Source organism: Collinsella ihumii (genome assembly GCF_030385545.1).
Classification (GTDB): Bacteria; Actinomycetota; Coriobacteriia; order Coriobacteriales; family Coriobacteriaceae; genus Collinsella; species Collinsella ihumii.
The window spans coordinates 24,123-44,144 of record NZ_JAUEIQ010000011.1; the positions used below are offsets into that span (position 1 = coordinate 24,123).

A 20,022-nucleotide genomic window follows, 5' to 3' on the forward strand; every position below is an offset into this window, starting at 1 on the left:
GTGTATACTCGGTTGTACGCCGAATGGTCCGCCCGTAGATGATGGAGGATGTGCCTATGAGCGACATGACCCCTGCCTGGAATAACGCCGTGCTCGATGTTATCGAGCGGCGCAGCTCAACGCGTCGATTCGCGCCCGAGCCCGTTTCCGACGCCCAGCGCGAAGCGGTCCTGCACGCCGCGACGCGCGCCCCCTCGGCGGGCGCGATGATGATGTACTCCATTATCGACATTCGCGAGCAGGCGACGCGCGACCGGCTGGCGGAGCTTTGCGACCATCAGCCCATGATCGCGCAGGCGCCGTGGGCGCTCGTGTTCGTGGTGGACTATTGCAAGTGGATCGACCTGTTCGAGCACGCGGGGTGTTTCGGCGAGGCGTTCGTCGAGCGCACGGGCAAGCAGCCTCGTCGGGCCCCGGGCCTGGGGGAGTTTGCCATCGCGGCGCAAGATGCGGTCATCGCCGCGCAAAACGCGGTGATCGCTGCCGAGGCGGTTGGCCTAGGAAGCTGCTATATCGGCGATATCGTCGAGAATGCCGAAGAGGTGGGCGAGCTGCTCGGGTTGCCGGAGCATACGGTGCCGCTCAGCATGCTCATCTTGGGCGTTCCCGCAAAAGAGCGTCCCGCGACGCCCCATCCCGTCGAGAACATCGTCATGTCCGAGCGCTATCGTCGTGCGGACGAGGCGACGCTCGATGCGCAGATAGCGGAGATGGATGCGATGTTCCGCCCCCATGCGCAGGAGGCTGGGGAGCGGGTGGTCGACATCTACACCCGCAAGCACACCTCGGACTTCATGAAGGAGATGGGCCGCTCGATGGAGCGGTGGCTCGAAAACTGGTAGACGCCGCGGGGCCGGTACGTTTTGGACGGGGATGACCCCGTCCAAAACGTACCGGCCCCGCTCAAAAGTGCCAGCTCGGTTGGCCTGTTTACGAATGCTGCGAGGGATAGATGCGCGTCAGATGCTCGACTGTCTTGAACTTGGTGAACAGCGGCACGTACTCGTAGATGACGTTGGAGTTCTCCAGGCCGTACCACTGAACCGGCGAGCCGGCGTGACGGCGGATCGCGTACTTCAAGGCGATGGCGCTGCGCTCGCTCGGATCGACGTCGGACTCGGGAGCCAGCGTCTTGTAGACCATGCAGAAGCGGAACGAGCCGATGGGGCCCGGCGTCTTGTATACCGAGTAGTCGCTCTTCTGCGGCGGCAGCTCGCCGGAGGCGGAAAGGTCGCCGACGACCTGGCGCAGGTAGGCGTTCACGCGCTGGTTGACCTTGTAGCCCAGGTAGAACGTCACGCGGAACACGTAGTCGGTGCCGAAGTTCTCGACCGCGTACTCGAACGTATGCGGCTCGTCGGTCACCTGCACGTTCAAGAACCAGTAGGCCTGCGCGCGCTTGGGATGCTTGTCGAAGATGGAATACAGGATGTCGCGGTCGAGATAGTCGGTGCGGGTGTTGTTGGTGAGGTACACCAGGTTGTCGCACAGCTTGTCGTAGGTCTCGTCGTGACGCAGGCGGTCAAGCTGGTCGAGGTAGGAACGGATCGGCAACAGGTTCGCCTGTCGACGCTCGACGCGGCTGCCGTTGTACCAGCTGACCATGATGGACATGATGAGGGCGGCGAGCAGGATGGTGAAGTAGCCGCCGTGGAAGAACTTGGTGAGCGACGAGAAGAAGAAGAATCCTTCGAGCGCCACAAAGAAGACGACGAAAATGAACGGCAGCACCTTTACGTGGCGGATCTTATGCAGGTAGAAGAACAGCAGCACGGTGGTGCAGATCATCGTGATGGTGATGGCCAGACCGTAGGCGGCCTCCATGTGCGCCGAGGACTGGAACAGCAGCACGACGACGATGCATCCGGCCCACATGACGTAGTTGACCATGGGGATGTAGAGCTGGCCCTTGGTCTCTGCCGGATAGAAGACCTGCATGTGCGGCATGAGGTCCAGGCCGCTCGCCTCGGAGACCAGGGAGAACGCGCCGGTGATGAGTGCCTGGGACGCGATGATGGCCGCGCAGGTCGACAGCACGACGCCGAAGGGACGGATGGCGTCGGGCAGCATCTGGAAGAACGGGTTGAGGTCGGCGATGCCGAGCAGCTCGGTGTTGCCGGCGTTGGCGAGCAGCCATGCGCCCTGGCCGAGATAGGAAAGAATCAGGCAGATCTTCACGAACGGCCAGGTGGCGTAGATGTTGCCACGTCCCACGTGACCCATGTCCGAATACAGCGCCTCGGCACCCGTCGTGGCGAGGAAGCAGCTGCCCAGGATCATGATGCCCGCATGGTTGTTGGGCGAAAGCAGGAACATGATGCCGCGGACGGGGTTGAACGCCTTGAGCACCACGGGGTTGCCCAGCACGTGCATAAGGCCGCTGACGCCCAAGAAGATGAACCAGAACGTCATGACCGGGCCGAAGGCACGGCCGATCTTGGACGTGCCGGCACGCTGGACGATAAACAGCACGCAGACGATGATGAGCGTGATGATCACCACGTTGAGCTGGTTATCCCCCATGATGGCGTGCACCTCGGGAATGGTGCGCAAGCCTTCGATGGCGGTGGTGATGGTGACTGCGGGGGTGAGCACGCCGTCGGCGAGCAGCGCGGATCCGCCGAGCATGGCGGGAATGATCAGCCATTTGGCGCCGCGGCGCACGATGCTGTAGAGCGCGAAGATGCCGCCTTCGCCGTGGTTGTCGGCGCGCAGCGAGACGAGGACGTACTTGACGGTGGTCAGCAGGGTGACCGTCCAGATAACGAGCGAGATGGCGCCCAGGATAAACTCCTCGTTGACGGACATGATGCCGCCGTTGCCCGCAAGCAGCGCCTTGGTGACGTACATCGGCGACGTTCCGATATCGCCGTACACGACACCCAGCGTCACGAGCATGGCCCCGATGCTGATGGGGATTTCAGGAGAATGCTGCGCAGATGATCGCTCAGCAGCATTCGCATTACGGGAAGATCCCATGATGTTCGCTTCTCCCTTGGTAGGACAACAGAATTGCAAGTAATTATCGCAGCTTTGCGCACTTATGCAACGTGGTGGCCCGTCTGCCAGACGAACCCGTCCCCGGTGGCGATTCGGCTACGGGAGACGGGTTCTTGTGCGGAGGGGCGCGGGGGCCTATCGGTTGGTGATGATGAAGCAGCGGTGGATGCGCTTGTTGCGCGCAAAGTCCTCGGGGATGGTCTGCTCGGTGATGTCCTCGACTGCGATGCCCACGTCGGCGAGCGCGCGCTCGTCCAGGCGGAAGGTCCGCAGGTTGCACGAGAAGATGGCGCGTCCGCCCGGCGCCAGCAGGCCGGAGAGGGCACACAGCAGCTCGACGTGGTCGCGCTGGACGTCCCATGTCCGCTCGCCCATCTTGGCGGAGTTGGAGAAGGTGGGCGGATCGCAGAAGATGAGGTCCCACGTGCGATGGGCGCGCCGCTGCTCGGCGACCCATGCCAGAACGTCATCGCGCACGAAGCGATGCTCGGGGCCGATGAAGCCGTTTTGAGCCATGTTGCGGCGGGCCCAGTCCAGATACGTGTTGGAGAGGTCGACCGTCGTTGTGCTCAGCGCCCCGCCGTCTGCGGCATAGCACGTGGCCGTTCCGGTATAGGCGAACAGGTTGAGGAAGCGCTTGCAGCCCTTGGCGTACGTGCGCACGAGGTCGCGCGTGACGCGGTGGTCGAGGAAGATGCCCGTGTCGAGGTAGCTGTTGAAGTTGGCCGTGAAGGTCAGGCCGCCTTCCTGGATGTGGACCGCGCCCTGCTCCCAGGCGTTTTGATGGGTCTGGGCACGACCCGTTTCGCGCGCGGAGCCTCCCGACGACGCCCCGCCGCCCGTGGCGTACTGGGAGCCGCCGCGCGAACGGGTGCGCGAGCGCGCGGCGACGTGGTCGGGGTCGACCTTGAGGACGCGCGGGGTGATCTCGAGCATGTCGAGCAGGCGCGCCTGCGCGAGGGAGGGATCGATCGACTTGGGCGCCGCGTATTCCGCGACGACGACCCAGCGGCCCGGCGTGTCGGGAGCCCCTTCGTACAGATCGATGGCTGCGGAGTAGTCGGGAAGGTCGGCGTCGTAGACGCGGTAGCAGGTGACGCCCTCGCGCTTGGCCCATTTGCGGCGCAGGCGCGCGACCTTTTTGAGGCGTGCGGCGAACTGATCGGATTCGGGGACGAGCACGGCGACGGGGGAGCCGTCTCCCACGTCCACGGTGGCGACGGTCTCGACCGGTGCCTGCGTGCGTTTCGATGCGTTCGGGCGCGTGTTTGCGCCTGCGTCCGATCCCGCGTCGGTGGAGCCGTGCGAGCGGTCGAACAGGACGAGGCGCGCGTCCTCGTTGTTGGGCTTGATCGCGATGTCGGCGGTCGGGCGCATCCGCAGGGCGACCTCGAGCAGGCCGTCGCGGGAAAGCGCAGAGACGGGCGCGCATCGCAGCGGGGCGAGCGCCGCGAGCTGCTGGATGAGCCTTGATGCGCGGGACGCGTCGTTGAGTCTGAGCGTGCACATGTTGGCGGCGAGCACGTGGGTGTCCGAGGGGCTGCCGAGGTGCGCCGATATCGCCTCGACGGTCGGCTGGACGAACGTGACGATACCGTCCGCACCGGCTGCTTTGATCAGGCGACGGGTGCGTGCGAGCGCGGCGGCATCGAAGTCGGTCGCGATGATGCGCGCGTGCGCCCGCCCGGCCTGTTGAGCTCGCTGCCTGGCCTCTGAGCGCATTCGGTCCCATGCGGCGCGGTCGTGATCCGCCCAGCACGAAAAGCCCCAGCGCGTGCGCTCGAGCCCCGGTGCGCGGCCGGCCGCAATCGATGCCGCTTCCAGAAGGATTCCCCCATCTGCGCAGCAGGGGTCGATCAGCACCGGTGCGTCGTCCGCGTCGCAGCATGGTTTCCATGCGACCTGCGCCAACACGAGCGCGGCGTAATCGGGGCGCAGGGCAAGCGAGCCTCCCTGGCGGCCGATCTCGCGGGGCAGGCGGCGGAACAGCGGCTCGCCCGACAGGTCGAGCTGCAGACTGGCGCGGTCGTCATGGAGGGCGATCGAGATGCGGGCATCGGGGCGCCCGGTGTCGACATCGGCGCGGACGCCGACCTCGTCGGCCAGGCGGTCGCAGAGGGCGTCTTTGGCGCGCAGCGCGGTGAAGCGCGTGTTGCGCAGGTTCCCGTTCGTACCCGACGCCGTGATCGCGATGGTCGAGCCGCGCCTCAGGATGTCCTCCCACGGCATGGTATAGACCTCGTCGTAGAGCTCGTCGGCATCGCGGCAGGTAAAGCGCTTCAAGACCACGAAGATGCGGCTTGCCAGACGCGACCACAGGCAGGCGCGCTCCGCGTCTGACGGGGCGCCCGCAAACGACACGCGCCCCTTGAGCTTGCGCACCCGCGGAAGACCCAGGTCGCGCAGCTCGTCGGCGAGAGCGCTTTCAAACCCTTGAGGGCAGCTTGCATAGAATTCCATGAGGGGCCTTTCTGGATGGATGTGCGCGGCGCGCGGGATCGTACGGATATGGCGCGGGCGAATGGAGATGCGCTGAAGAGCGCGCAGGATGATGCCGCTATCGGTATCGCACCATTATATGATGAAGCGAGCGACAAGAAGGGAGACAGACACCCATGTACGATATCCCTGCCGTGGCGTTCTTCGATGTTGACGGGACGCTCATCTGGCACGACCCGGACGCCAATGCGGCGCAAAACGTTGCGCACGCGCAGGTGACACCGGGGGTGAAGCGAGCGTTCGAACGTCTGCACGCGCGGGGGAATCTATCGTTTATCTGCACGGGCCGTCCTCGCAACCTGATCAACCAGGGGCTTCTCGATCTCAATCCGACCGGACTCATCACATCGTCCGGCGCATGCCTGTTTCTCGAGGGGCGCAAGGTGTTCGAGCGGACGATCGACCTCGACCTTCTGCACGCGACGGTCGATTGGCTGATGGGGGAGGGCATCGAGGTGCTGTTCGAGGGCACGGACTGCTCTGCCGCCCTGCTTCCGAACGGCGGCGTCTACACCGATATCCCCGGTGCGCTCTCCGTCCATTCGTGGGAGGAACTGTGCGCCGCTACGGACCTGCGCTTCAGCAAGTTCTCCTATGCGGGCGACATGATCGAGCGCGTCGAGCAGATGGGCGAGCCCCTGCGCTCCCATTACACGTTCTACAACCTGGGGCTCGGTGCGGGCGAGGCGGGGCCCGTGGGTATTGACAAGGCCTTCGGCATCTCGAAGGCGCTGGAGCAGCTGAACCACAGCACGAAGAACACGTACGCCTTCGGCGACTCCGAGAACGACCTCCCCATGTTGCGGGCCGTCGAGACATCGATCGCCATGGGCAACGCCATGGATGTCGTCAAGGCGCAGGCAGATTACGTGACCGATTCCGCCGCGCACGACGGCGTGGCTACCGGCCTGGCACACTTCGGTTTGATTTAGCGCGGGTTCATAGGGCATGTCCCGGACCTCGAGGGGCTCGGATGCCGTGCGCGTTGAGGCTCCACGAATTTAGTAATACTATATTAGTGATGATATAGGTCGAGAGCGCCCATAGGTTCTAGGTCAAATGCGTGTCGGCACGCATCTTCCTCAACGCCTTGCGGTGGGTGCGGACCTGCGTGGCAGAGACATCCAAACGGTTTCCGTTTGGAATGACGAAAAGGCGCGCTGGGTCATCATTCACGCCATGCCGGCCACGCAGAACGTCCTTCGAGAGCTCGGCATGATAGGGGGAAGACGATGAGGCCGTTCCATACAGAAGATGGGTCACTTGTGACCGAAGACATGCTGATCGAGGCTGCGGAACAACGGGACAAGGGTGAAGTCCCCGGCTCGGCCGGGGTTGTTCGTCCCGGTCGGCCGCGGTTGGCAAATGAGCCGACGGCAACCATGTCTTTCAAGCTCCCTCAATCGCTCGTGTCGTACGTGAAACGTGCCGCCAGGACGACGGATCAATCTACGTCGAAATTCATACGCGACGCCGTGGTGGAGAAGGCCCAAAGGGTCCTTTCTTCTCGCTAGCCTCTGTTAGACCTCCCTGGATACGGGGTCCGCGCGAGCGGGCGCGCCGAAGGGGTGTCCCCGGCGTGCAGAAGTGCATGCGGAAAGTACGTCCCCGATATGCACCCGCGGCGCCTTCCCGCAAAAACCGTCGCAACGCCAGACATGGGTTGGAACGAACCCGTCCCCAACCAACCAGGCTGACCGCCTGGCCTAAGCCCCCGTTCATTCATGAAAGAGCGGGTGCCATTTTGACGTTTGCCCAGGATTCGATTGTTCGACACCTCGCTTATTCATGAATGAACGAGCCGGTAGAGGCTTAAAGCATATCGCCATCACGCGAGCGGCCCCGCGCATCCATGAGATGCACGGGGCCGCTTCAGGTGCTATGAGGGTGCCGGTTACTCCAGCTCGAAGGCACCGGTGTACAGCTGGTAGTACGTGCCGCGCTTGGCGATCAGCTCGTCGTGGCTGCCGCGCTCGATGATGCGGCCGTGGTCGAGCACGATGATCGCGTCGGAGTTGCGGACGGTCGACAGACGGTGCGCGATCACGAACGTGGTGCGCCCGTTCATCAGGGCGTCCATGCCGCGCTGCACGATGGCTTCGGTGCGCGTGTCGATGCTCGAGGTTGCCTCGTCCAGGATCATGACGGGCGGGTCGGCAACGGCGGCGCGGGAGATCGAGAGCAGCTGGCGCTGGCCCTGGGACAGGTTGGAGCCGTTGTCGGTCAGCATCGTGTTGTAGCCCTCGGGCAGGCGCTCGATGAAGCCGTGCGCGCCCGCGAGCTTGGCCGCGGCGATGCACTCCTCGTCCGTGGCGTCCAGGCGGCCGTAGCGGATGTTGTCCATGACGGTGCCGGTGAACAGGTTCACGTCCTGCAGCACCATGCCGAGCGAGCGGCGCAGATCGTTCTTCTTGATCTTGTTGATGTTGATGCCGTCGTAGCGGATCTTGCCGTCGGCGATGTCGTAGAAGCGGTTGATGAGGTTCGTGATGGTGGTCTTGCCGGCACCGGTGGCGCCCACGAAGGCGATCTTCTGGCCAGGCTTCGCCCACACGCTCACGTCATGCAGCACGGTGTGGCCGGGCTTGTAGCCGAAGTCGACGTGGGACAGGCGCACGTCGCCCTCGAGCGGCACGAGCTCGACGGTGCCGTCGTGATGCGGGTGCTTCCAGGCCCAGCGGCCGGTGTGCTTGCCCGTCTCGACCTCCACGAGCTGGCCGTTCTCCATTTTCGTGTTCACGAGCGTGACGTAGCCCTCGTCGTGCTCAGGCTCCTCGTCCATGAGCTCGAAGATGCGCTCGGCGCCTGCGAGACCCATGACTACAGCGTTGATCTGCTGGGAGATCTGGCCGATCTGGCCGGCGAACTGCTTGGTCATGTTGAGGAACGGCACGGTGACGGCAACGGAGAAGGCCAGGCCGGACACGGACACGTTGGGCGTGCCGAAGGCGATGAAGATACCGCCGGCGAGCGCCACGATGACATACATCAGGTTGCCCAGGTTCATGAGGATGGGGCCCAGGGTGTTGGTGTACATGTTGGCGGCGCGGGCGGCACGGAAGAGCTTCTCGTTGCGGACGTCGAAGTCCTCCTGCGCGGCGTCCTCGTGGCAGAAGACCTTAACGACGCGCTGGCCGTTCATGATCTCCTCGACATGACCCTCGACCACCGAGATCTCATGCTGCTGCGCCACGAAGTTGCGGGCGGAGCGGCCGCCGAGCTGCTTGGTCATGTAGGCCATGAAGCACACGCCCAGGATGACGACGAGCGCCATCCACACGCTGTAGTACACCATGACGCAGATCACCGAGCAGCAGGTGATGACTGTCAGGCAGATGTTGGGCATGGACTGCGAGATCATCTGGCGCAGGGTGTCGATATCGTTGGTGTAGTAGCTCATGATATCGCCGCGCTGGTGCTGGTCGAAGTAGCTGATCGGCAGATCCTGCATGTGGTCGAACAGCATCTCGCGGAACTTCTCGAGCGAACCCTGGGTGATGATGGCCATGAGGCGCGTCTGGGTGAAGTTCGCGGCGAGCGTGACGGCGTACACGCAGATGAGCGTCAGCGTGAGGGTGGTGATGCTGCCGGACACCGATGCCCAGTCGCCCGACTCCCACGTGGCGGTCACGATCTCGAGCGCGCGCTGGATGAAGGTGGCAGGCATGGCGGACAGGATGGCCTGGACCACGATGCACACGACCACGATGGGCAAAAGCTTGGGATAGAACGTGAACAGGGTGCGGATGAGGCGGCCGAGCGTCTTCCCGCGCCCGCCGCGTGCGGGCGCTGCGGGCGCCTGGCGGCCGGCGACGTTCTGGCGGCTGGCCTCGTATTGCTTCTTGGCATCGCTGTTAATGCTCATCGGCGACACCTCCTTTCGCGGTTTCGGCTTGCGTGGCGGGATCCTTTTGCGCCGAGGCGTCGTCGTGGACGGCTGCGGCCTCGGTATCCTCGTCGTTGGTGCGGTTCTGGGACTCGTACGTGTCGCGGTAGATGTCGCAGGTCTGCATGAGCTCGTCGTGCGTGCCCAGACCCACGATATGACCGTTGTCGAGCACCAGGATGCGGTCGGCGTGCTCGACGGAGCTCGTGCGCTGCGCGATGATGATCTTGGTGGTCTCGGGCAGGTACTGCGCCAGGCCCTCGCGGATGAGCGCGTCGGTCTTGGTGTCGACGGCGCTCGTGGAGTCGTCGAGAATCAGGACCTTCGGGCGCTTCAGCAGGGCGCGCGCGATGCACAGGCGCTGCTTCTGGCCGCCGGATACGTTGGTGCCGCCCTGCTCGATGTAGGTGTCGTACTTCTGCGGGAAGCCCTGGATGAACTCGTCCGCCTGGGCGAGCTTGCAGACCTCGACGAGCTCGTCATAGCTGGCGTTCGGGTCGCCCCAGCGCAGGTTCTCCTTGATGGTGCCGGAGAACAGCACGTTTTTCTGGAGCACCACGGCCACGTTGTTGCGCAGGTACTCGAGGTCGTAGTCGCGCACGTCCACGCCGCCGACCTTCACGGAGCCCTCGGTCACGTCGTACAGACGGCTGATGAGGTTCACGAGCGAGGTCTTGGCCGATCCGGTGCCGCCCATGATGCCCAGGGTCTCGCCGCTCTTGATGTGCAGGTCGATCTCGGCGAGCGCGCGGTGCTCGGCCTTCTCGGAATACTTGAAGGTAACGTTATCGAAGTCGATGGAGCCGTCGCGCATGAAGGTGATGGGGTGCTCCGGGTTCTTGATGGTGGGCTCGGTCTCGATGACCTCGACGATGCGCTCGGCCGACTCCTGCGCCATGGTGATCATGGCGAACACCATGGACACCATCATGAGTGCCATGAGGATCATGAAGCCGTAGGTGGTCAGCGCGGAGAACTGGCCCACGTTGAGCGTGGTGCCACGGCTGGAGATGATGAGGTAGGAGCCGAACTGGATGATGATCGTGAACACCGTGAAGACGGCGAGGTTCATCATCGGCGCGTTGAAGGCGAGGATCTTCTCGGCGCGCGTGAAGTCGGCGCACACGTCCTGGGCGGCACGGCCGAACTTCTGCTTCTCGTAGTCCTGGCGCACGTAGCTCTTGACGTCACGCATGCCGGTGACGTTCTCCTCAATGGACTCGTTGAGCGCGTCGTACTTGTGGAACACCGAGCGGAAGATGGGGTGCACCGTGCGGATGACCTTGTAGAGGCCGAAGCCCAGGATGGGCACCACGACGACGAACACGATGGCCATGGGGCCGCCCATGATGAAGGCCATGATGATGCCGCAGATGAGGATGAGCGGGCAGCGGATGGCGGTGCGGATGATCATCATGTAGGCCAGCTGCACGTTGGTGATGTCCGTGGTGAGGCGCGTCACCAGCGAGGAACTGGAGAACTGGTCGATGTTGGCGAAGCTGAAGCGCTGGACGGCGGCGAACACGTCGTGGCGCAGGTTCTTGGCAAAGCCGCAGCTCGCCTCAGAGCAGGTGAGGCCGGCGCCGATGCCGAAGCACAGCGACGCGAGCGCCATGGCGACGAGGATGCCGGCGAAAGGCAGCATCTCGGACACGGTGGCGCCTTGCTGGATGGTGTTGATGAGCTGGGCGGTCACGAAGGGGATGGCGACCTCCATCACCACCTCGCCCGTCACGATGATGGGGGTGGCGATAGCCGCTTTCTTGTATTCGCGGATGCTCCCCATGAGCGTTTTAATCATTCAATCCCTCCCAATGCGAACGAATGGTGTCGAGCATGACGACGAGCTGCTCCTGTTCCTCGGTGGTCAGGCAGGAAAACGCCCGCTGTCTGAAGCGCAGGCGTCGCTCCTGCTCGAGCGCCGCCTCCTCGGTGCCCTTTTGGGTCAGGCGGATGAAAAGCTGGCGGCGGTCCTCCGGGTTGCGCGTTCGCTCGATAAGGCCCGCGTTTTCGATCTTGGCGAGAATCTCGGACAGCGAGCCGGGCTTGAGGTCGAAAAACGCACCGAGCTCCTGTTGAGACATCTGGCCGTCGTTTTTGGCCAGAAGGCAGATGATGGCCGCTCGCCCAGACCTTCCCCCGCTATGAAAATGCAGGTAATGGCCACAATATCCGAGATTCCACAGCAGTCGGCGAGCACGCGCCTCTTCGGGCGTGTCGTTGGGCTGTGGAGCATCCGGCGCGGTGCACGCAGGACGTGTCGCCGGATCGCTATCGGCGGTATCGCACATGCAGATCTCCTTTCCCCTTATCGATTTTTCAAGTTGGACTCAAGAAGGGTACTACCGTGAATCTACAAGTCAAGGTACCGAATAATTAGGTGAACGAATTATTCATGTTTCTGACGAATTTGCCTCCCTGCGCGAGGGTCGGACCCCTTGCGCAGGGAGGCGCGAAAGCAATGAATCTGCTGTTTTTCAGTCGAGCGCGGCGAGGAGCGCGGTGCAGCCGTCGAGGACGTCGCGGTAGGTGGCGTCGAAGTTGCCGGTGTACCAGGGATCGGCGACATCGCCGGGGCGATCGGTCCAGTCGAGCAGCCGGCTCACCTTGCCGTCGGGGTCGCTCTTGAGGATGCGCTTGAGCCCGCGCCGGTTTTCCCCATCCATATATATGATGTGATCCCACCGGTCGTACTCGCTGGGCGAGATGATCCGCGCGCGGTGCGGGACAAGCGGTATGCCCATCTCGCGCAGCTTGGTCTCAGTGCCCCAGTGCGGCGGGTTGCCGATCTCTTCATAGCTGGTGGCGGCGGAGTCGATATCGAATTCCCGCTCGCGGCCCGCACGGCGCACAAGCTCGGCCATAACCGATTGGGCCATCGTCGACCGGCAGATGTTGCCGTGGCAGATGAACAGGATTCTATGCATGGCCGCTCCTTTGTATAGCAACTCGTTGAGGACGGGTACATTTTGACAGGTTTTGGACGGACGCGTCGTTTGGAGGCGACGGGGGTCCATTCTGCGCCGGGCGCCCCCGACCGTCTGTGCGGCGTGGTATCGTTGTTGAACCGATTGTTGAGCAGGAAGGAGAAGGCGAGATGATCTGCCCGACCTGTCATGCTGAGATATCCGACGATGCGTTATTCTGCAGCTCATGCGGGACCAAGATCGAGCCGGTCGGCGCGGCCGCCTCGGCTGCCGTCTGCCCGCAGTGCGGGGCGGAGCTTGCTCCCGGCGCGCTGTTCTGCTCGCATTGCGGCGCGTCCGTCGCGCCGGCCGGCGTGCCGGCGGCCGTGCCCATGGTCGACGATGCGGCGCAGGCCGCTGCCGCGCTGTGGGGCGACGGCCAGGGCGCGACTCCCACGCGCCGGGCGCTCGTCTGCCCTTCTTGCGGAGCGCCCGTCAGCCCTACCGACCCGTACTGCCCCGCTTGCGGCGTGCGTCTGCTCGGGTCACGCGCGGGGTCTCCCCAATCCGCGCCGAGCGCGCAGCCGTCCGCCGACACGACGATGGTCGACATTGCTCGCGAGGCGGTCGCCCCCGCCGACCCGCGCCTGCGCTCGGGATCGACCGGGCCCATGCCGCGCGTCGCCGTTCCCGCGCCGTCCGCTGCCCCGTCGCATGACGATGGCGAGAAGCCGCGCCGGAATGTCGGAAAGACCGTCGGCATCGTCGTCGGGGTCATCGCGGTGGCGGCCCTTGCCGGGGGAGGCCTGTGGTACGCGCTCGATGCGCAGCGCCAGCAGGATGAGGCGACCCAGCAGGCGGAGCAGGCCACACAGGCGCTCCACAGCGTGACGATCGCGGTGGCGGCCGAGGGGTGGAACACCGACGAGGGCGCCTCGCGCCTGCCGGTCCGCGTCGTGGGCACCAACTCCACGGGCGAAGCCGTCGACGAGACACAGTACGTCACGACGGCGGGCACCGGCCTGATGCTGCGCCAGGGTTCCTACCAGCTGTCCGTTGCCGGCTCGCCCATCGCTGCCGACGGCACCATCTACACGGTTCCCGACACGGTGCTCGACATCACGGTGGCGACCGATAACCCGGGCGACGCCGTCGACGTCACATCGCAGGGCTCCTTCACCCTGACGCCCATCGATGCGCTCGAGGTGACCGACGATCAGATCCTGGCCGCCGCCCAGCTCGCCGCCGCCGATACGGCGGACGGCCATGCCGACGCCGACACCCTGCGCGCCGCCGCCGTCCAGCGCCGCGAGGACGCGGCTGCGGCCAAGCAGGAGCAGCAGGAGCAGGAGTCTTACGATTCCCGCCACGTGGTCGCCGACTCCTACGAGTTCTATATGCCCTCGTATTGGGACGGACGCGTGACCGTGCAGGTCGATGGCGACCATGTCTCGGTGTGCTCGGCGAAATACCCAGATCTCGAGCTTTTCAACGTGACCGTTCAGCGCGGCACCACGCAAGCGGTGGGCGATGTGGGCTATGCCTGCCTGGGAGATGTCGCCCTCGGCGACGGAACCTACGCGTCCGTGTGGGCGCACCGCTGGGGCTGGTTGATCGGATATGCCTACATGACCAACTCGACGGATCCGAACGACTACTACACGATGGACGAGGCGGAGGAGATCGTCGATCTGCAGACCGGTGGAAACGTCACGTACGAGTCCATCCGCGATGAGATGGTCGCAAACGACGGAAACTCGGACCTGGTATTCGTGACCGATGACTATCTGTACGCCTGCATCGTGGAAAGCCTGCAGCCGCTTGAGTAGCGCATAGGAAGACGGGGGCTTACGCCCCCGTCTTCCTATGCCGACGCGGCCGCCTTTTCTCGCGCGTCGACGCGCTTGAGCGCCTCGATGGCGCACTCGAGCATCCCCGGGTCCGCCTTGCGCGTGGTGAGGCGCTGCATCTGCAGGCCCGGCCACAGGGCGATTTTGACGAGCGGGTTGTCCGGGTGCGATCCCGCCCACTTCACGGTGACCTCGTACGAGACACCGGCGACGATGGGCAGCAGGATCAGGCGCGAGCCCATGACGAACAGGGTGCGCGCGATGCCGGAGAGGCCCAGCGCCTCGGCCCAGGCTCCCACGGGCACCACGGCGTGCAGGATCAGCGCGATGCCGACGGTCATGACCAGAAAGGCCGTGCCGCAGCGCACGTGCAGGCGCGAGAACCGCGCGGCGTTCTCCGGCGTGAGCGGCAGCCCGTGCTCAAAGCAGTGGATCGACTGGTGCTCGGCGCCGTGATAGCCGTACATGCGGGCCATGTCGGGGATGAGGCCGACGCCGCCCACGTAGGCGACGAGCACGACCATGCGCAGCAGCGCCTCCACGAGGCTCCAGACCAAAGAGTTACCGCTGTTGAGCTCGCCGACGACCAGGTTGGTTATCAGCAGGGGGAGCAGGATGAACAGGGCGATGCCGATCAGAACGCCGATGCAGGCGGAGACGGCCATCGCGATGCCCATCACGCCGCCCTTCTCCTCGGTATCGCTCTGTTCGTGTTCGGGGGAATCAGACGGAGCGTCTTCCTGCTCCTCGTCCTCTTCGTCGATGAAAACGTGCTCGGAGGCGATGTCGAGCGCGCGGTAGGCAAGCACCATGGATTCGGCGAACGACACGCACCCGCGCACGATGGGCCAGCGGAACCACGCCGGGCGCGACGACGCGTCGGGAAGGTCGTGCTCCTCGACATAGATGCTGCCGTCCTCGCAGCGCACCGCGACTGCCCAATTGAGCTTGCCGCGCATCATGACGCCTTCAAGCGTTGCCGAGCCTCCGATATGCGTACAGAACAGCTCGCCTTCCTCGGCGATGTCCGTGTGCTTTGCTGTCATGCGATCCTCCGGATCTTCGAGATTTCACGCGCATAAGCTTAGCGCGAAGGGTGCTGCGCTGCGGCCCCGCACCGGTATCTTTCGATTTCCCATACCTTGGGGCCGCTTCCGTGGCGAACGCCTGCGGGACCGGGTTGCGTCGGCGCTGCGGGCCGGATGTGGCTAAAAAGTTCCGTTTTGCTGTTGGGCGGAAGGAGCGGAGTCTGTCGTTTTGGCCGAGTTATCCGAATTAGCTGCATATTGGGCGGGCCCGACGCTCCCGGATGCCTTCATCGGGGCCCAGCACGGGGTCATCCGGTGCCCAAGGGCGGGCTTGGGCCCGCTTGCGCGGGGCCCGGCAACAGCAAAACAGAACTTTTTAGCCACTTTCGCGAGAGGCCCGTGTCGACCTCTGCGCGGTATAGTGGAATCTAGGGCGCATCGGCGTGATGTCGAGCCCGGATGGCGACGTTTGCTAAGGAGTTCCCATGTCCACCATGACAACCATCTCTCGCGACGGACTGACGGCACGTATCGACAGCATGGGCGCCCAGCTGTGCAGCCTGGCGCTCGACGGACGCGAGTACCTGTGGCAGGCGGATCCCGCATTTTGGGGCAAGCATGCCCCGGTGCTGTTCCCCATCGTGGGCAATCTGCGCGCAGACGCAGCGACGTCGGCCGCCGGCCCGTGCTTCATGGCGCGTCACGGTCTCGCGCGCATCTATGAGCATGAGCTCGTGGATGTTTCCGAGGATGGGTCGTCGGTTACCTACGAGTTCTCGAGTTCGGACGAGACCCTCAAGGCCTACCCCTATCGGTTCAAGCTCAATATGACGTACGCGCTGACCGGCCCCGCGTCGCTGACGCAGACGTTCGCCGTCACCAACACAGGCGATGTCGACCTGCCGTTTTCGGTGGGAGGCCACCCTGCGTTCAACATCCCCGTGCCCGATGCGGGCGATGAGGCGTTCGAGGATTACGAGTTCCGTTTCGCCGAGCCCTGGACGGCCAAGTGCCCCAAGATCCTTGGCGGTGGACTCGCCGATCCCGAGGACACGTTCACGCCGGTCGAGGATGCCGATACGCTTGCGCTGTCCCGCGACTGCTTCGCCTATGACACGATGATCTTCGATCATGTGCCGGGCAACACCGTCACGCTTGTGGGCACCAAGTCGGGTCGCGGCATCCGCGTCGATTTCCCGGGCTTTGATTTCCTGGGCGTCTGGTCCGCGCCGGGGGCGCCGTTCGTGGCGCTCGAGCCCTGGACGGGGCATGCGACCTACACGACCGAGGACGACGTGCTCGAGCACAAGGAGAACATCACGATCCTCGAGGCGGGCAAAGCGGACGTGCGCGCCTTCACCATCACGTTGCTGTAGGGCGGGCGCGGCAGGTTTTCGGGTGGCAAGACGGGGCCAAGCCTTCAGTTTTCGGCCCATAATTGAGTTACGTGCATGTTTCCTTGCAAAATGGGGTGGTTTTCTGCATACGCCCGCGGTATCCTGCCACATTGTGCGCGTAACTTTCTCGCATTAAGTTGCAAGGGGGAGGGGAATGGGTCCCCTCCGGTTGCGTCGCACGGAAGGGGTCATAGACAAAAACTTTTGGAAGGGAAACCATCATGACCAAGAATTCCTTTGCAAACATGCAACCTGGGCAGTGCTCTCGTCGCGATTTCCTCAAGCTCTCTGGGCTTACGGCGTTCAGCGTGGGAGGCATGATGTTCCTTTCCGGATGCGGCCCCGCCGCACAGGATTCGGGCACCGATAGCACGGATGCCGGTTCCGCTGCGGATGATTCCACGTCTGGTTCCGGTACGCTCGGCGATGGCACCACGCTGCGCGTCGGTATGGAGGCCGCCTACGCCCCCTACAACTGGCAGGTCTCCGAGGCCTCCGATTACACCATTCCCATCGACAACGTTGATGGCGCCTACGCCGACGGCTACGACGTGCAGGTCGCCAAGATCATCGCCGAGGGCCTGGGCATGGAACCCGTCGCGGTGAAGCTTGACTTCGCCGCCCTCATCGACTCGCTCAACAACGGCCAGATCGACATCGTGTGCGCCGGCATGTCCGTGACGCCCGAGCGCCAGGATTCCGCCGATTTCTCCGACTCCTATGTCGACGACGACATCGTGATGATCACCAAGAAGGACTCGGCCTACGCGGGCGCCACCACGTTTGCCGATCTCGAGGGTGCCTCCATCATGGGCCAGGCGGCAACGATGTACGACACCGTCATCGATCAGATCGCCGAAGTCGCTGAGGTCAACCACATGACCCCGGCCGAGACCGTGCCCCTGGTTGTCGAGAGCCTGTCCTCCGGTACGAGCGACATCATCACCTACTCTATGCTGTCCGTGCCCAAGCTGCTCGAGACCTACCCTGATTTCGTCGAGCTCGAGATGACCGACAAGTTTGAGGACTCCGTCATGCCCGACAACGCGGCCATCGCCAAGGGCCAGGACGACATCCTAGAGCAGATCAACGAGATCATCTCCGGCATTTCCGACGAGGATCGCCAGACGATGTGGAACGAGTGCATGGACCGTCAGCCTGCGTAACGCCGACGCATCTACATGCGATTTCGTGTTTGAAGGGGACGTGCGCCCAGGCCTTGCGGCCGGCGCACGTCCCGTGCCTGTATTAAGAAGACCGAAGGAGAACCTATGAGTTCCGCTCCCACACGTGAGCAGGACGTGCCGAGACGGCGCGGGCGTATCGCGTCGTTTGTGCTCGATGACCACCGTTATGTGCTGTTGGGCACGAGCGCGGTGGCCTTTATCGGCATGCTGCTCTCAAGCTCGTCGCGCCCCGCGATGAGCTTCATGTCCCAGGCGTACGCTGTCGAGCTGGTCATGTACTACCTGTTGGTCGCCTGGCTCGTCATCAGCGCGGTGGCGCTGGTGTTTAAGCTTGCCAAGTGGCGTACCTACGCCGAGACCTCGCCGTTCACCAAGCCCGCTGCTCGCCGTGTGCTGCGCTATGCATCTTACGTGGTGTGGGCCATCGTGCTGGTGCTGGCCGTGGACCGTATCGTCATGGGCGTGGCGTCCGCATGGATGGTCGCCGTCAGCGCGACCAAACGTCCCTCTGAGAACATGCTCGAGAGCATGTGCTACATCCTGTGGAACGGGCGCGACACGTTCATCACCGGCTTGGTGACCACGATCGAGCTCGCGGTGTTCGGCACCGTGATCGCTTTCTTCCTGGCATTGTTGCTGGTGTTCTGTCGTATCCAGACCATCGATCGCCCGGACAACGATTTCATCCGCTTCTGGAAGAGGATCGGCAGCGGTTTCGCAAAGGTCTATAGCACCGTTGTTCGCGGAACGCCCATGATGGTCCAGGCTATGATCATCTACTACGGCGTGTTCGGCATTCTGCGCGGCACCAATCTCACCACGACTGAGATCAACGCCATCTGGTCGACGTTCTTTGCCGGTCTGGTGACCATCACGCTCAACTCCACTGCCTACATGATGGAGGTGCTGCGCGGTGGTATCGAGTCGGTCGATGCGGGTCAGACCGAGGCCGCGCGTTCGCTCGGTCTCTCGCAGTGGCAGGCCATGCGCAAGGTCGTGTTTCCCCAAGGCATCAAATACGCCATTCCGGGTCTGTCCAACGAGCTGATCATCAACATCAAGGACTCGTCGGTTCTGTCGGTCATCGGCACGTTTGACCTGATGTTCGCGAACACCACCGTGTCCGGTATTTACTACCAGCAGCTGCACTCAAGCCTCATCGTCGCCGTGGTGTATCTCATTCTCACCATGGTGGCCACGTGGCTTCTGGGCAAGCTCGCCCGTCGTCTCGATGTGAAACCCCAGGCGCTGGGCGGTACGTCCGATCAGCCGGTCAAGGTGGAGGAGTAAATCATGGCTATGAATACCGCAACCTCTGCCGAGCCCATGGTCCGCATCGAGGGCCTGCGCAAGTCCTTCGGCAACCTCGAGGTTCTGCGCGACATCAACCTCGCCGTCATGCCCGGCGAGGTCGTGACGATCATCGGCGCATCCGGTTCCGGCAAGTCGACGCTGTTGCGCTGCATCAACCTGCTCGAGACGCCCGACGCGGGTCACGTGTGGTTCCACGGGGCCGATCTCGCCGCCGAGCACGTGGACGTCAACCGCCTGCGCGAGAAGATCGGCATGGTGTTCCAGGGCTTCAACCTGTTCAACAACATGAACGTGCTGGATAACTGCACGCTTGCCCCCGTCACGCTCAAGAAGATGAAGAAGCCCGAGGCCGAGCAGGTCGCCATGAGGCATCTGGAGGCCGTGGGGTTGGCGAACTTCGCCAAAGCCGATGTCAACAACCTTTCCGGCGGTCAGAAGCAGCGCGTGGCGATCGCCCGCGCGCTGTGCATGCAGCCCGACCTGATGCTCTTCGACGAGCCCACGTCCGCACTCGACCCTGAGATCGTGGGCGAGGTGCTCGAGGTCATGCGCGGCCTGGCGCGCGACGGCATGACGATGGTCGTGGTGACGCACGAGATGCAGTTCGCCAAGACCGTGTCCGACCGCGTCGTGTTCATGGACAAGGGCATCATCGCGGAGGAGGGCTCGCCTGCCGAGATCTTCGGTTCGCCCAAGCATCCGCGCACCCGCGAGTTCCTTGCGCGCTACCTGGATGACAAGTCAGACGAGTAGGAGCGCGGCTACAGCTGTCATCTGCGGGCCGAGGGGATATTCCCCTCGGCCCTTTTTAAACTCAGAAAAACTCAGAATTCTGAGTTTTTCTGAGTTAGTTGTGAGATAGTCGAGCATTTCCATGAAAGGGCGTCGAGTGCGCAGCCGTCGCACCGCGTGTTTGCTGTGGACGTTTTGCGCAGGTGGGGCGTGCTGTGGGCTC

The 20,022-nt window shown here is 63.7% G+C and carries 14 protein-coding genes; 7 read left to right on the forward strand and 7 right to left on the reverse strand.

What is annotated here, in order from left to right; translation table 11 throughout:
* Nucleotides 1-56 precede the first annotated feature (56 nt).
* Nucleotides 57-842 (forward strand): nitroreductase family protein, encoded by a 786-nt coding sequence (locus QVN30_RS10180; RefSeq protein WP_289836276.1) that lies wholly within the window; start codon nt 57-59, stop codon nt 840-842.
* A gap of 88 nt (nt 843-930) precedes the next feature.
* Here the strand turns inward: QVN30_RS10180 and QVN30_RS10185 are convergent, their stop codons facing one another.
* Nucleotides 931-2,979: a KUP/HAK/KT family potassium transporter gene (locus tag QVN30_RS10185; RefSeq protein ID WP_289820102.1), complete on the reverse strand. Its 2,049-nt coding sequence runs from the start codon at nt 2,977-2,979 to the stop codon at nt 931-933.
* 156 nt (nt 2,980-3,135) lie between these two features.
* Nucleotides 3,136-5,460, reverse strand: a complete 2,325-nt coding sequence (gene rlmKL / locus QVN30_RS10190) for a bifunctional 23S rRNA (guanine(2069)-N(7))-methyltransferase RlmK/23S rRNA (guanine(2445)-N(2))-methyltransferase RlmL (protein ID WP_289836277.1) — start codon at nt 5,458-5,460, stop codon at nt 3,136-3,138.
* A 155-nt stretch (nt 5,461-5,615) separates the two neighbouring features.
* Between rlmKL and QVN30_RS10195 the strand changes: the two genes are divergently transcribed.
* Nucleotides 5,616-6,431: an HAD hydrolase family protein gene (locus QVN30_RS10195; protein WP_289836278.1), complete on the forward strand. Its 816-nt coding sequence runs from the start codon at nt 5,616-5,618 to the stop codon at nt 6,429-6,431.
* Nucleotides 6,432-7,393: 962 nt separating this feature from the next.
* Here the strand turns inward: QVN30_RS10195 and QVN30_RS10200 are convergent.
* The 4 genes from QVN30_RS10200 to QVN30_RS10215 all read right to left on the reverse strand — a co-directional run bounded on the left by QVN30_RS10200 (nt 7,394) and on the right by QVN30_RS10215 (nt 12,312).
* Nucleotides 7,394-9,364: an ABC transporter ATP-binding protein gene (locus QVN30_RS10200; protein WP_066830594.1), complete on the reverse strand. Its 1,971-nt coding sequence runs from the start codon at nt 9,362-9,364 to the stop codon at nt 7,394-7,396.
* Nucleotides 9,354-11,186: an ABC transporter ATP-binding protein gene (locus tag QVN30_RS10205; RefSeq protein WP_289836279.1), complete on the reverse strand. Its 1,833-nt coding sequence runs from the start codon at nt 11,184-11,186 to the stop codon at nt 9,354-9,356. Before QVN30_RS10205 ends, QVN30_RS10200 begins: the two co-directional genes overlap by 11 nt.
* A complete protein-coding gene (locus tag QVN30_RS10210) occupies nt 11,179-11,676 on the reverse strand; it encodes a MarR family winged helix-turn-helix transcriptional regulator (protein WP_289820106.1) in 498 nt (165 codons plus the stop codon). The genes QVN30_RS10205 and QVN30_RS10210 overlap by 8 nt, the downstream gene beginning before the upstream one ends.
* Nucleotides 11,677-11,862: 186 nt before the next feature.
* Nucleotides 11,863-12,312 (reverse strand): low molecular weight protein-tyrosine-phosphatase, encoded by a 450-nt coding sequence (locus QVN30_RS10215; protein ID WP_066830580.1) that lies wholly within the window; start codon nt 12,310-12,312, stop codon nt 11,863-11,865.
* A 170-nt stretch (nt 12,313-12,482) separates the two neighbouring features.
* Between QVN30_RS10215 and QVN30_RS10220 the strand changes: the two genes are divergently transcribed.
* Nucleotides 12,483-14,120 carry a zinc ribbon domain-containing protein gene (locus QVN30_RS10220; protein ID WP_289836280.1) on the forward strand — a complete coding sequence of 546 codons (1,638 nt, stop codon included), beginning with the start codon at nt 12,483-12,485 and terminating at the stop codon, nt 14,118-14,120.
* Between the two features lie 35 nt (nt 14,121-14,155).
* Here the strand turns inward: QVN30_RS10220 and QVN30_RS10225 are convergent, their stop codons facing one another.
* Nucleotides 14,156-15,187, reverse strand: coding sequence for a DUF1385 domain-containing protein (locus QVN30_RS10225; RefSeq protein ID WP_289820108.1), 1,032 nt, complete (start codon nt 15,185-15,187; stop codon nt 14,156-14,158).
* 467 nt (nt 15,188-15,654) lie between these two features.
* Between QVN30_RS10225 and QVN30_RS10230 the strand changes: the two genes are divergently transcribed.
* The 4 genes from QVN30_RS10230 to QVN30_RS10245 all read left to right on the forward strand — a co-directional run bounded on the left by QVN30_RS10230 (nt 15,655) and on the right by QVN30_RS10245 (nt 19,820).
* A complete protein-coding gene (locus tag QVN30_RS10230; protein WP_289836281.1) occupies nt 15,655-16,545 on the forward strand; it encodes an aldose 1-epimerase family protein in 891 nt (296 codons plus the stop codon).
* A gap of 242 nt (nt 16,546-16,787) precedes the next feature.
* The gene (locus QVN30_RS10235; RefSeq protein WP_204586390.1) at nt 16,788-17,732 is read left to right on the forward strand and encodes a transporter substrate-binding domain-containing protein; all 945 of its coding nucleotides are present in this window, start codon (nt 16,788-16,790) and stop codon (nt 17,730-17,732) included.
* Nucleotides 17,733-17,837: 105 nt separating this feature from the next.
* Entirely contained in the window at nt 17,838-19,043 is a 1,206-nt protein-coding gene (locus QVN30_RS10240; protein WP_273355776.1) for an amino acid ABC transporter permease, read from the forward strand.
* 3 nt (nt 19,044-19,046) lie between these two features.
* A complete protein-coding gene (locus QVN30_RS10245; RefSeq protein WP_273343400.1) occupies nt 19,047-19,820 on the forward strand; it encodes an amino acid ABC transporter ATP-binding protein in 774 nt (257 codons plus the stop codon).
* The last annotated feature ends 202 nt before the right edge of the window (nt 19,821-20,022 follow it).

Bases quoted from the DNA above. Each gene is read 5' to 3' on its own strand.
- QVN30_RS10180 (WP_289836276.1), top strand. From the start codon at position 57: ATGAGCGACATGACCCCTGCCTGGAATAACGCCGTGCTCGATGTTATC.
- QVN30_RS10185 (WP_289820102.1), bottom strand. From the start codon at position 2,979: ATGGGATCTTCCCGTAATGCGAATGCTGCTGAGCGATCATCTGCGCAG.
- rlmKL (WP_289836277.1), bottom strand. From the start codon at position 5,460: ATGGAATTCTATGCAAGCTGCCCTCAAGGGTTTGAAAGCGCTCTCGCC.
- QVN30_RS10195 (WP_289836278.1), top strand. From the start codon at position 5,616: ATGTACGATATCCCTGCCGTGGCGTTCTTCGATGTTGACGGGACGCTC.
- QVN30_RS10200 (WP_066830594.1), bottom strand. From the start codon at position 9,364: ATGAGCATTAACAGCGATGCCAAGAAGCAATACGAGGCCAGCCGCCAG.
- QVN30_RS10205 (WP_289836279.1), bottom strand. From the start codon at position 11,186: ATGATTAAAACGCTCATGGGGAGCATCCGCGAATACAAGAAAGCGGCT.
- QVN30_RS10210 (WP_289820106.1), bottom strand. From the start codon at position 11,676: ATGTGCGATACCGCCGATAGCGATCCGGCGACACGTCCTGCGTGCACC.
- QVN30_RS10215 (WP_066830580.1), bottom strand. From the start codon at position 12,312: ATGCATAGAATCCTGTTCATCTGCCACGGCAACATCTGCCGGTCGACG.
- QVN30_RS10220 (WP_289836280.1), top strand. From the start codon at position 12,483: ATGATCTGCCCGACCTGTCATGCTGAGATATCCGACGATGCGTTATTC.
- QVN30_RS10225 (WP_289820108.1), bottom strand. From the start codon at position 15,187: ATGACAGCAAAGCACACGGACATCGCCGAGGAAGGCGAGCTGTTCTGT.
- QVN30_RS10230 (WP_289836281.1), top strand. From the start codon at position 15,655: ATGTCCACCATGACAACCATCTCTCGCGACGGACTGACGGCACGTATC.
- QVN30_RS10235 (WP_204586390.1), top strand. From the start codon at position 16,788: ATGACCAAGAATTCCTTTGCAAACATGCAACCTGGGCAGTGCTCTCGT.
- QVN30_RS10240 (WP_273355776.1), top strand. From the start codon at position 17,838: ATGAGTTCCGCTCCCACACGTGAGCAGGACGTGCCGAGACGGCGCGGG.
- QVN30_RS10245 (WP_273343400.1), top strand. From the start codon at position 19,047: ATGGCTATGAATACCGCAACCTCTGCCGAGCCCATGGTCCGCATCGAG.